Source organism: Neorhizobium sp. SHOUNA12A, from assembly GCF_023006505.1.
Classification (GTDB): domain Bacteria; phylum Pseudomonadota; class Alphaproteobacteria; order Rhizobiales; family Rhizobiaceae; genus Neorhizobium.
Map to the genome: position 1 here is coordinate 1 of NZ_JALBGV010000129.1, position 11,903 is coordinate 11,903.

9 protein-coding genes and 4 pseudogenes are annotated in these 11,903 nt (G+C 54.0%); 4 read left to right on the forward strand and 9 right to left on the reverse strand.

Features of this window, described 5'->3' with window-relative positions; genetic code table 11:
- Window positions 1–180 precede the first annotated feature (180 nt).
- A complete protein-coding gene (locus MOV63_RS30445) occupies window positions 181–1,023 on the reverse strand; it encodes a glycosyltransferase family 2 protein (RefSeq protein WP_247039394.1) in 843 nt (280 codons plus the stop codon).
- 435 nt (window positions 1,024–1,458) lie between these two features.
- On the opposite strand from MOV63_RS30445, the pseudogene MOV63_RS30450 reads away from it, so the two are divergent.
- From MOV63_RS30450 to tnpC, 3 genes and pseudogenes are all read left to right on the forward strand, one after another.
- A pseudogene (locus MOV63_RS30450) lies at window positions 1,459–1,605 on the forward strand (transposase); the annotation flags it as partial.
- 234 nt (window positions 1,606–1,839) lie between these two features.
- Window positions 1,840–2,193: an IS66 family insertion sequence element accessory protein TnpB gene (gene tnpB, locus MOV63_RS30455; RefSeq protein ID WP_247039404.1), complete on the forward strand. Its 354-nt coding sequence runs from the start codon at window positions 1,840–1,842 to the stop codon at window positions 2,191–2,193.
- Window positions 2,194–2,261: 68 nt separating this feature from the next.
- A pseudogene (tnpC, locus tag MOV63_RS30460) lies at window positions 2,262–3,819 on the forward strand (IS66 family transposase).
- A gap of 657 nt (window positions 3,820–4,476) precedes the next feature.
- Here tnpC and MOV63_RS30465 read toward each other — a convergent pair.
- From MOV63_RS30465 to MOV63_RS30490, 6 genes and pseudogenes are all read right to left on the reverse strand, one after another.
- On the reverse strand, window positions 4,477–5,145 hold the full coding sequence (locus tag MOV63_RS30465; protein WP_247039396.1) for an FkbM family methyltransferase: 669 nt from the start codon (window positions 5,143–5,145) through the stop codon (window positions 4,477–4,479).
- Window positions 5,146–6,003: 858 nt separating this feature from the next.
- Window positions 6,004–6,224 (reverse strand): annotated as a pseudogene (locus MOV63_RS30470) (transposase); the annotation flags it as partial.
- A complete protein-coding gene (locus tag MOV63_RS30475) occupies window positions 6,214–6,750 on the reverse strand; it encodes a hypothetical protein (protein WP_247039398.1) in 537 nt (178 codons plus the stop codon). The gene MOV63_RS30475 and the pseudogene MOV63_RS30470, both read right to left, overlap by 11 nt.
- Entirely contained in the window at window positions 6,747–7,259 is a 513-nt protein-coding gene (locus tag MOV63_RS30480; protein WP_247039399.1) for a YcxB family protein, read from the reverse strand. Before MOV63_RS30480 ends, MOV63_RS30475 begins: the two co-directional genes overlap by 4 nt.
- A 49-nt stretch (window positions 7,260–7,308) precedes the next feature.
- Window positions 7,309–8,424, reverse strand: coding sequence for a hypothetical protein (locus MOV63_RS30485; protein WP_247039400.1), 1,116 nt, complete (start codon window positions 8,422–8,424; stop codon window positions 7,309–7,311).
- Between the two features lie 421 nt (window positions 8,425–8,845).
- The gene (locus MOV63_RS30490) at window positions 8,846–9,154 is read right to left on the reverse strand and encodes a DUF6678 family protein (protein ID WP_247039401.1); all 309 of its coding nucleotides are present in this window, start codon (window positions 9,152–9,154) and stop codon (window positions 8,846–8,848) included.
- An 844-nt stretch (window positions 9,155–9,998) separates the two neighbouring features.
- On the opposite strand from MOV63_RS30490, the gene MOV63_RS30495 reads away from it, so the two are divergent.
- Complete coding sequence (locus MOV63_RS30495) at window positions 9,999–10,316, forward strand: hypothetical protein (protein ID WP_247039402.1); 318 nt, start codon at window positions 9,999–10,001, stop codon at window positions 10,314–10,316.
- Between the two features lie 36 nt (window positions 10,317–10,352).
- Here the strand turns inward: MOV63_RS30495 and MOV63_RS30500 are convergent, their stop codons facing one another.
- Both MOV63_RS30500 and MOV63_RS30505 read right to left on the reverse strand, forming a co-directional pair.
- Entirely contained in the window at window positions 10,353–10,613 is a 261-nt protein-coding gene (locus MOV63_RS30500) for a hypothetical protein (RefSeq protein WP_247039403.1), read from the reverse strand.
- A gap of 1,179 nt (window positions 10,614–11,792) precedes the next feature.
- Window positions 11,793–11,903, reverse strand: a pseudogene (locus tag MOV63_RS30505) (IS481 family transposase); the annotation flags it as partial.

Here is an 11,903-nt window from a genome sequence, read left to right on the forward strand (position 1 = left end):
CGGACTGCCTCTGTCGTCGTGGCGCTCCCATGTAAAACCTGGCCCATAGTGCTTCCCTCCATGCCAAGGAAAATGATGCACCATCAAATGCCGGGATCAAACAACTAGGCTAAAGAACTCCCGGCAGCCCCCTGTTTGAAAGGAGTTGACGCTATCAAGAATCGTTCCGCTCTTTGGACATCATGTCAACGAATCGCCGATCAAGTGCGCGCGAAGTCGTCGAAGCTTTCGACCGTATTTCATACGTCCTATCGCAAGCGGATAAAGCAGCAGGTAGCCGATCCGAAACGATATAGGACCGACACATAGGAATTGGCGCAGCATCGTGCGTTCAAATATGGATGCACGTCTCTCCTTCACCACACCTGGTGGACGTGGAGCCGGTGACCTTTTAAATAAGCGACTAGGACCACCGAAAACAATCGGCAGACGACTAAGACACTCGGTCAGCATCATCACGTCGCCAGGAGCGCCATTGGTTGAGAAGGTTCTAAGGCTTTCCTGACTAATCGCATCCCTTGGGAATATCCCATAAATGACATTTGCCTTTCCAAGGTTCGCGGGCTCGATAGCAAATGCCAATCGTCGCCACCAAGCCGGACCATTATATTGCATCTTCCGCCCGTTAGCTTGGTGGGCCATGTTCTGCCCATCATGGGTCACCATTTGCAAATAGCCGAAAATGATAGCATGTTTGGCTTTTGCGACAGGCACCAGGACAGAAAGCCAATCGGCATCGATCCAATCATCATGAGCCATCCATTTGAATAACGGTGCGGTTGCTTGCTCGAAAACAAAACGAAAATTATTTGCTACTCCGATGTTCTCTGACTGCCTGAAGTATTTTACCCGGTTATCCCGGCTCGCAAACTCCCGACAGATTTGTTCGGTTTCGTCAGTCGACGCGTTGTCGGAGATAATGAGTTCAAAATCCAAAAAGCTCTGCTCTAAAATCAGGTCAACAGCCAACCGGAGATGCTGGCCGCCGTTATAAACAGGTAGCCCGATACTGATTTCCGGCATTCTAACCTCCGTGATCTCACCAATAAGCCGGCGGGTTGTCTAATGGTATACCAATCATCTGCGCTTCTAGTACGTCACCGCAGAGCACAAATCGTGCATGCACGCGCGGCCAACAAGGGATGTCGAGGTGTGATCGGATCCGACTTCCTCATGCCTTTTCATGGCAGAGCACAGGGCAACAATCAATTCGTCTTTTAACAACGGGCTTGGATGTTAGCTGTTCGTTGCTAATCCCATCGGGGCGCCGATAGGGCCTTATCGCATGCCAAGTTCTATGACTGAAAATCGTCCGCAGAAGAAAGTGGCGATGACCGCGATGTTGGTCGCCGGTCATCGCTTAAAGCACCTTTAGCGTAAGCCTGTTTCAGCCCCACGTTGTCCTTTCCGTCCTGATCTGTGATCGCTTTTCCATGGACGAGCAACGGGAGTTTCTTCATGGAGACTACATTGGAGGTTCTCCCGACCAGGAGGCTTGTATGTGAGGTTCACAGGCAATGGCCGGACGAGGTCAAGGCCCAGATCGTTTCGGAGAGCCTTCGGCCCGGCGCGATGGTGAATGAGGTCGCAGAGTGCCATGGCTTGAAGCCGAACCACGCTCCACCTGGCGGACGATGGCGCGGCAGGGCAAGTTGGATCTGCCCGCACCGGAGGACCGGTAGAGTTCGCAGCGGTGATTGCCGATCCGCCCGCTTCAGAGCCGACGATCAAGAAGGCCAGTCGCCCCGAGGTCATCGCAGGCTCTATCACCATCCGTCTGGAAGAAGGCGCGTCTGTCGCCCGGATCGCCGCTATTGCGCTTGCCTGCGCGGTTCCGGCATGGTCTTACCATCGAACCGCGTCCGGATCATGGTGGCGACCAAGCCAGTCGACTTTCGCAAGGGTCACGATGGATTGGCGGCACTGGTCAAAAATGAGCTACACAAGGACCCGTTCACCGGAACGGTCTTCGTATTCCGCTCGCGTAAAGCGGACCGATTGAAGCTGATCTACTGGGATGGCGGCGGGCTGGTGATAGCCTACAGGCGGCTGGAGGAGCACACATTCACATGGCCGGGCATCAAGGATGGCCTGATGACCTTAGGGCATGCCCAGTTCGAGGCGCTGTTTGCGGGGCTCGACCGGCGTCGGGTGCATGCAGTGGAGGTGAGAGCGCCGGACGCCATCGAATAGATGCGGCACGATGACTCGGGCGGTAAATTCCAACGGCGAAGCGATGCTGGTTTTGATAGACTGTTCCCATATTGGACGCCGCCGAACTTCCCGACGATATTGCTGCCTTAAAGGCGATGCTGATCGCGGCGCAAGCGCGTGAAGTCCGCAAAGATGAGCGGATCGAGCGGCTGGAGAAGCTGGTCGCCGCCTTCAAGCAGGCGGCCTTCGGCCGCAAATCCGAGAAGGCCGATCCCGAGCAATTCGATCTTGCACTGGAGGACTTGGAAACGGCAATCGCTGCCGTTCACGCCGAAGATGAAGCCGATAGCCCTCGGGGAAAGCTGCACCCCCAGCCACGTGCCGCCAATCGCGGCTCTCTACCCGCCCATCTTCCTCGTGTCGAAGAGATCATTGAGCCAGAAAGCCTGATCTGTGCTTGCGGCGATGCCTGGATTGCATCGGAGAGGACATGTCCGAACGGTTCGATGTCATCCCGGCGCAGTTCCGAGTCATTGTCACCCGTCGTCCCAAATACGCTTGCCGCGCCTGCACCGACGGCGTAGCCCAAGCCCCAGCACCCGCTCGACTGATCCACGCCGGATTGCCCACCGAGGCAACCATCGCGCGGGTGCTGGTCTCCAAATACGCCGATCATCTGCCGCTTTACCGGCAGGCCCAGATCATGAGCCGACAGGGTATCGATATTGACCGCTCCACACTTGCTGACTGGGTCGGTCGGGCAGCTTTGGAACTGCGTCCGGTGTTCAACGCCTTGATTGCTGATCTGAAGCGCTCGACCAAGCTGCTCATGGGCGAGACCCGTGCACCGGTACTCGATCCCGGCTCCCGCAAAACCAAAACCGGATACTTCTGGGCGCTGGCCCGCGATGACCGACCATGGAGCGGAGCTGCCCCACCCGGTGTCGCTTTACCTATGCTCCTGGCCGTGGCGGGCAGCATGCCGAGCGGATATTGCAAGGGTTCACGGGCGTCCTGCAGGTCGATGGATATCCCGGATATAATCGGCTGATCGCGCCCGACCGCGCCGGCCCCGACATCCGGCTTGCCTATTGTTGGGCGCACGCGCGGCGCAAGCTGGTCGAGACCACTCGTATCGGCACAGCGCCGATTGCAGAGGAAGGCGTGAAGCGGATGGGTGAACTCTATCGCATCGAGGCTGAGCTACGTGATCTTTCCGCTGAAACTCGCTTAGTCGGGCGGCAGGAACGATCCGCTCCGTTGATTGCGGACATGCGGACCTGGCTGACGCAGCATCGTGCCCGCGTCGCTGGCAAGTCGCCGCTCGGAGAAGCTCTGGTCTATATCCAAATACTGGGATGGCCTCTGCATCTTTTTGCCGATGGTTGCATCAGATCGACGGCAACAGCGTCGAAAGAACTATACGGCCGATAGCCCTCAGCAGGAAGAATGCTCTCTTCGCGGGTCATAACGCTGGAGCGGAGAATTGGGCGACCACCGCCTCGCTCATTGAGACCTGCAACCTCAACGCCGTCGAATTTAACCGGCACGCTCACTGCCATCGTCAACGGCCACAAGCAGAGGCAGATTGAGGGTCTCCTGCCGTGGAACTATGCGGTGGCATTACGCTTGCCCAAAGGCATCAGTTGGCCCAAGCTGGATTAAAGTCGAATCTGATCGACAGCGCAGCCTTTATCGGCTTCCCAAGCGTTCGCCATGGTAAGCACTTCATCCAATGGCTCATCAAGGTGCGATGTGTGCAAAGAAACCGATCAGGCCGTGAGCCATCCCCAATCACTAACCAGTCTACTTTCTCCTCCAGAACATCGGAGTCAGGCCCGAATATCGCTAACAACGAAACGCCATCCGCAAGACACCTTTCCACAAAGGCCTCCAGGAGAGCTTCGTCCGATACTGGTGAATGTAAAACGAGTTTCTGGGCGAGAGACATGGGCTAACGTTAGACCGAGACGGCGATAACTGCAATTCGCGCATAGTTGCCTTGTCGTCAAATCCAAATCTGCCGACAACGTGAGAGCAGCACAACGCTTACCCCTTAGCACTGCCGGACACCTCCCCAGTAATCGGCACACGCTGGTGCGGCAGGCCGCGCCGGCGAGAACGTCAAGCCTCTTGGTCGACCGGTGATATACAAGCCGCGCTGAAAACGGTGCTCATCGACAGCCGTCACGGACTTGACCTGGTTCCTGCCGTAGCCGGGATGCTACTGCCTATATCCGACAATCGGGGCGATCAAATTTATAAGAAATATCGGCATTTCGGGGGGCTTTCACCAAAAGGTGCTAAGGAAATGGAGCAGCGTCAGATCTTCCTATACCAGGCGTCGAACCTAGACCACTCGCGGTACACGCGCTCGTAGCCTCTCCGAAACATGATCTGGTCAAGTTTCACATTCGCATCGGTGTAGTTGTGTTCAACACAAAAAAGGCGAACCGTATATCGATCGAAATCAAAGGATGACAAGATATCAGGCTCGTTTCCTTCGGTATCAATACTGATGAAGTCGATCTCGTCAGGAGCGTTGTAGGTTTGGAGTAGATCGTCCAGGCTGATGGTACTCTGCGCGATCTCCACGCTTCCTTTCCGCCTGGCCTCCGCATGCTGATCGCTGTACGCTCTGTCCGCCATCGCTGACAACTCAGGCTCATCAGCGACATATCGCATGACCACGGATTTGCCTGTGTCCGAATCGACTGGACGGGTGTCGAGGGGCGAAGACCTTATGCTGCGAATACCGTCACTTAAGATTGGGTTTGGCTCCGCAAGAATTCCCTTCCAGCCATACGCAGTCTCAAGAAGGTAGGTATTGCTGTGAGTTTTCCCGTCAAATGCTCCGATCTCTACGAAAAAACCGTCGCGTTTTTCTCTTAGCTCTTCCAGAACCCATCGGTCCTGCTGAATTTGGGAAAAGGAATGCTCGTTGAAAAAATGCGGCCGCTCGGTAGCAGCTCTCTTTTTTTTAAATCCCAACCAAGTCCTTAGTCCCACAATGCCCCCCAAAGGTCGTTTCAGCTGTCCAGTAGATCATCCGTCCCGCGCACGCAACAATATCTCAAGAATGAGAGCCTCATCGACCTATCACTCATGAGTTCTCGCAAAGCCTCTTTGAAGCGGTGCGCCAGGAGGCCGGTAAATAGCATCTCAAACTCGTCCGGTTCTGAGCCCTATCCTCGCCGAAGGATCACAAGAAGGATGATTGCGCTCCTGGTTGGTCGCTGGGAGCGCCCCTTTCTGTTGATTTCACTACTGTTTTACGGTCAATACCCAACAGGTGTGGTCATGACGTCCCGATAGCTTTGTCCGCTCGAAAGGCCTGACCAGCTTCAAGCAAAAAAAATGGCCCGGCGAGGCGACCCATTTCGGATTCGTATTTTGAAACGCGAATCATTATTTCCGGGCCAAACCAAGCCCTTCCAAATCTCACCGGAGGCAAAAGCGAACATTTCGAGCAGTCGGCACGTAAATCGGCTGAATACCAAGGTTATCGAGCTTCGCGCGCACGGTTACACCGAACGTGTTCAGGTGTAGGGCATGTTGGGTCAGCAAAATATACTTTTCGACAAAAGCCTCAACGGATTTTGTGCTGATGTATTTCTGCTTTTTTTTGGTGGAAGGATTAGGAGCGTGGACGACGGCGCAGCGGAATCGAACACCAGGAGGCCGCGCTGGGACGCTTCCGCCTTGCGAGCGAGCCTCAGGATCGACTTGAGTTCATCGACGTCAACACCAAGCCCCGAGATCTGGCCGAATCATCCAAACGACGGACGCTCAGCTGAAGTGCACCCCGATTTTGGGCCAGCGGGCGCTGGAATCTTCCGGGGTTAGGGCTTAGTTCGGCGGGGGTGCCGATAAGCCGTTCATGAGCGAATCGGCACCTTGTTGCCGATCGCGCTATCTGGCCGGAACTCGTTATAGTCTCTACGCCAATCCTCCATCTTTGCCCGTGCGTCGTCAAGGCTCCCGAACCAGTGGGCGTTCAGGCACTCGGCGCGGAACTTGCCATTAAAACTCTCGATGTAGCTGTTGTCGGTCGGCTTGCTACTCGTCGATATATAAGCGCCCGCCTTTGATAACGATATGACGCCCCTGCAGCTCAACAAAGCGCCAATCCTCTTCAAGCGAACCATCCGGGAAAATCTGGAGGCGGCAATCGCCTGATAGCAGCAAGTCAGCCCCACCAAAGTTGTCCGCATTGGCCGCCATAACGACGAGTTGCTCTGTCGTGTTCACGAAGGACTTGGTTGTCTCGTCGAAACCTTTCAGAAGCGATGCAATCCTAACGAGCTGCAGGTTCCCTGATCTAGGATCGTCATCATTTACCTCTGTTCCTTCTGCAGGACCGACAAAGCGATCCGATGTCCCTGTAAATACCGCTTCCTTAGCAACCAGACGCCAGGGGCATTGAACATGCAGTGCGTAAGGACCGACCGTTCCTCTGCCTGAAGGATGCGGCTGAGTCTCCCCAAAATGAAAAATCTTCATGTCCGCAGCGTTACGGGCAATACTTAGTGGCAACCCTACCAGTACCTGAAGGAGGCTTTCTAAGGGGATTTGACTACAGTTATCGGGCATCATTCTCCGCCATCCCGTGGTTCCGCCATGCGAGACCCTAAGAATTGCGCTGCTGCATAACGAGACACCTCGTCAGCGTTGGATTGAAACCCGCGTCTCGGAAGGATAAACGCCTCTCGTTTTGATATAGGCAGGAACAGGTGGTCACGCTCGCGGATAACCCGTTTTACGGTCAGCCATGGAGCTTTGGTGTCGGCCACGCTAGAGTTTCCTTCGATGGCGGTGTCAGTCAAGGTCATCGTGACGGTAGCGTTCGCCGATGCTATTTGACGGTAGTGGAGAAATGAAATCGCCCAGGCGAACCAATGGCTGAATATCGAGAACGTTAAGACGGCGACGAGCAGTCCCGCCGAAATCAATTGGAATCGGCGACTGGCCAAAATCGCTTGTGCCATGACGACCGGATCGTATGTGTCGGTGAACAAAGCAAGCAGGCACCAAACGGAGAACAACCAGAGTACCGTTGTCAGGACGCCGCCTTGCCAAGGGCGACGGGTAATCGCCTTGGTCATTACAGCATAGTCCCACGGGGTCATGGTGTAGGTGATCTGAAACTTCCTCTCAGCCTGCATTGGTCAACGCTACCAATCTCTCGTCCTTGCTCGGCATCTTTCGTCGAGCAATTGCAAGGAACGTTGTCGTCATCACGATGAGAAGGATGCCATTGAGGCTGACCGGGAGATTGGCAGCCCTGCCAAGGAAAACGCCCAACAGGAACAGAACGATTTGCATCGTTGCCACGACAGCGGCGGCAGAAAACACAGCTGAAGCCTTCCCAGAAGGTACTTGTATCTCTTTCAGATGAAGTCTCGCGTAACCGAACACGAAGATCGGGATGAGCGCGGCCGCCGTCAGGATGGCAATGACTTCTGTCGTCGATTGCGGCGGCAGCCAAGCGGACGGGATCAGAAGCAAGACGGTGATGAATAGATAGCCACCAGCGCAACTCGCCAGAAAAATTGGCCATACAAAGATCGAAAGCACATCCACGTCCTGATCGTGGGGATTTTTGCTGTTGAAGCCGATTGCCTTCAGCCAGTGAAGGTTTACTGCCACGACGGCTGCGGCAGCAGCGCAAATGTAAACAGCATTGAGCAGCCAATTCAGGAGAGGCATCGCCCCCGTCCTGGTTTGGTCGAGCGAGGGCTGGAGATTTTCAGCAAAATCCAGAAAGAGGGGGGCGACCCAAAGCAACCAAAATCCATGCCGGAGTCCCGGCAATTTGACGCAGTCGCCGAGCCGTATCAGGACGGCGGTGGCGGCTACCATACTGACGATAATCACCGGAACAAACGCCCATGCGTCAGGTTTTGCTGCACCCGCGGCTTGCAAGGCGACAGCGAGGCTATAGCTCTGCAGAGTAGCAATACCCAGGGCGATGAGACGTACGAGAATTGTTGTCCAGGCCGCCGTCGATCCAGTCACAATGGCTGGACCTGCTCGCTTTGGGAATAGGAGGCGACCTAACTCGCTAATTGCGAAGGCGTTCAAGATCGGCGTCAGCCCAAGGGCCAGGAGCGAAAGGCGTTCTGGTAAGTCGGAAGAGCCGGAAGATTGGCGGGTGATAAATGCCGTGTCGATCCCCGGTAGCGGGATGTTACTGCCAGCAATGAAGACTATCGCAATCGGCACAAACAGACCGAAAAGAACCTTCGGCAGACTGAGCAACTCATTCATTCGCGGGGCCTCCACCCATCGATCCGCCGACGTTTAGATAGAAAGGCCGTTCCAATTGACAACTCCTCGCTGCGGTTTTTGCAAACGCACAACGCGGCGCGGTGTCTGCCAAGAAGGTTGCAGTCTCATTCGAGCGCTTCACCTCTTGGGCGATAAGGGGGCTGTTTCCAAGGGAAACGTTGACCTTCACCTCGGTCCGAGCCGTGATTGCACCATCTTCGAAAACGAGAACGGCGTCATATTTTGTCCGGTGGTGAATTTGTCGTAGCTCTTTTCCCACAAGTCGTTCGGCTATTCGGTCCATGTGTTGCTTACTTACTTCCTGATCTTCTAGCCTGTTTCCCGGGGTGAAAGATGTCTGCTATAGCGAATCAATGTCACGACGGCCGTTGGTAGGTCTGAGGGTTATAAAGATACGATATCAAATGTAGTCAATCGATTGGCCAGGCTGACTGTAGCCATATATACGGAAACCTTCGGCGGTTTCCTTTCCTGGCAGGTGTATCTGCTGCAGGGCTACACGAATAATATTCCGTTGCGACTCTTCAACGAGAATATCCAAGTGCAGAATATCACCATAGCCACCCTCTGATAGATGATAGAACCATTCTCGATCCGGCACGGACCTATACCCGTTTTTCGAGAGAGCGGTCGAGGCGGGTGGGAATTCCATCTTGTACATCGCCTCCCGCAGTTCATTCCACTTGGTATTATTCATCACGGGAAGCATGAGGCACCTAAGCTCCGAGGTCTCTTGTTGGGAAAGGCGATAAGGCGGCTATGGGCACGATCACAAAATACACGTCCCCGCGCGGATAATTCCTCACGTAGGCTTTTGCCGCGAGGGCGCTCAACGACACTGGATTACCTTCCAGTGATGGGACAGGCTCGAAGTGCCAGTTATCATAGGTGTGACTGTAGCTCTCCTCCGGCCCGTTCAAGACGTCTCCGCCTAGAACAATGAAGTTGGCATCACATAAGGAGTCAAACGCGGTGAGAGCCTGATCTTTAGTCAGGGCCCAGTTACGGTGTTCAGGCCCCAGCCAGACCCCAACCGACAATATTCGATCTGCTTGAGCTGACCAGATGGTCTGCAATGTCATTCCTCCCGGTGCTTTGCACTTTGCTTGCGATGTGAAAAGGAACTTGTCAATATGGCCTGGGTTCTGTCGACAAAGTCGCTTCACGCACCATCGGCTCTTTTGTCCGCCGTCTCGAAAAGCGCCGAAATCATTCGCCCACAAACATGGCGGACGGACTTCCGATCAATCTCCCCCATAATCTCCTCTAGGCTGAACCGTCGAGCCATCATGGCGGGGACATTGTGAAAGACTTCGGCAATAATTTGTGCCTTCAATAGATTTTCGACAGCTCTTATTTCTACGAAGATTATGCCAAGTAGGTAGAGGACGTGCCTATATTTATCGGTTTCTGTTGATGAAATCTATGGAGCTGCGATTGACCCCATCGGCTACAAAAGTTTCTTTGTGTGGAAAACCCCCATATCCTCCTTCTGGAGAGCCAATGGTGGACGTGATACGAGAGGGTGTTTGGAATCGGCGGGATCGTACTAGATGACATTGGCCGAAGTAATTCTTAAAGAGTTTGATTCTAAAGGGCTTTTCTCCCAACTCAGAGATCGAAATTTCGTTCTCGATGACGCGGAAGACTTTGTAAGAAGGTTGTTGCGGATCGATCTGGAGGAGATATCCATGGCTGAGAAAATGGGTTTTCTTAGGGAAATTTGGCTCCTCCCATTCCTCGCCTCGACCTATCAAGAAAGATGCATCTTGAATGGCGCAGGTTCAGCCGAATATGCGCGGTTCTCGGTGGCACTGTTTTCCGCTGTCGAAAACCGAATCGCAGAGATTGTGGCGTGCTTTTCAGATTAGGTCGTGTTGACACAGTCGATCTCAACCAAGGCTTCGTTATCGATTTTCTGTTTCCAAAACACTGAGGCTAAATCCCGAACCCTCGTCATTGCATTGAAGCAACCACTTACCCGCATGCGTTTTGTCAAGGGCAAGTTCAGCGCGGGTTATCTTGCCAAACAGAATCGGTTCGGTAACTTCGAAACCTGGAAACGCCTCCTGGACAACTTGGCCAATCCAGCCCTTGGGATTGCTCTTGCGAATACGAACGGACTTGGTGTGCCCACGATATTCAATTTGGTAAGTGAAAGTCGGCATCAGCCCTCTCTTTGGATTACAAATCTTGAATAGGCTTAACGATCTATAGCTTGTCGAGAAAGTATGGGAGCCAGATTTTTGCGGCAGCCATAGTTAGAAACGCGGATATGACGTTTCGGTTTTATCGTAGCGGGTGGCGATCCAGCAATTATTTGAGCCGGTTGAACATCCGCTCGACGCGATTACGGTCTCTTTAAGCATGATAGTCGCAAGCCGAACGCATGCGAATGACTATAACGGGCGAGGGGATCAAAAGCTGGTGCAGCCAACCCATGTTTGCTAACGATCTTCTGGAACATGGAGCGATCATTGAGCCGAAATCAAGTCGAAGTATGTCTGCGGTACGGCGTGACCTTCACTCCTTCGGCGCCCCTATCAAAGTTGGGAATTTCCGATAGCGCCTTGCAAGGCAGACAGCCCCTAAATGGCCTGAGGCATTCACCAGAGGCCGGGACAAGTGGTTGGTTCATTTGGGGTGGAGAGGAATTCTCAACTGATCCCGAATTCTTCAAGCCGATGCACGTTTCCCATTTGGGAGAACGATGCCCCGCAGTCGTTCCGTATCTCGGCCTTCCTCCTGGTTGGCGCTTTCTGATTGCGCCGAGTTATGAAGATGCCTGGTTCGATGTCGACCTTCTAAACCCACGTTAAATTGAATGTTCTTGCACCGTTGTCTTGCCACTGCATGAGCGGCTGCACCTAATCCGACGAATTCGACCAATGTGTCAGTGGCACACCGCTTTCTGTTGCTCGTCCCTTATCACAGATCAGGGCTGCAAGGGCAGGCAAGAAGCTGCCAAGGCGGTCGTTGGTCTGAACTACGCGTGGTCGATTAAGTTTGGGTTCCGGGCGACATCGTCTCTGCTGACGTTCGCTCGCGAGTATGTCGTTAAGTACCCAAACCGATGATGTCTTTGCTTGAGCTTTGACCTCGTCCGGCCAATGCCGATGCACCTCACGTCCAGATTCCTAGCCGTGAGAACCTCCAATGTGGTCTCCATGGAGAAGTTCCCGTTGCCCGTCCATGGAAAGGAGATCACAGACTAGGACGACAAGGACAACGGGGGACAAACACCGGTTACGCTGACGTCGTCAACTCGCACTTGCAAAGAGGCGTCCGTTTCGGCAGTTTTCGAGTTCGCTCTGAATAAATTATGGCCTGATCCGATGACGCGTCCGCTAGGTGTTTAGTCCCGGCATTTGATGGATTGGATCGATGATGAATCGATCCGGCTCCAAAGTCCACCGTTTGCATATGAACTCGTAGGGCGTGAGGCCCTTTAGCGTCTT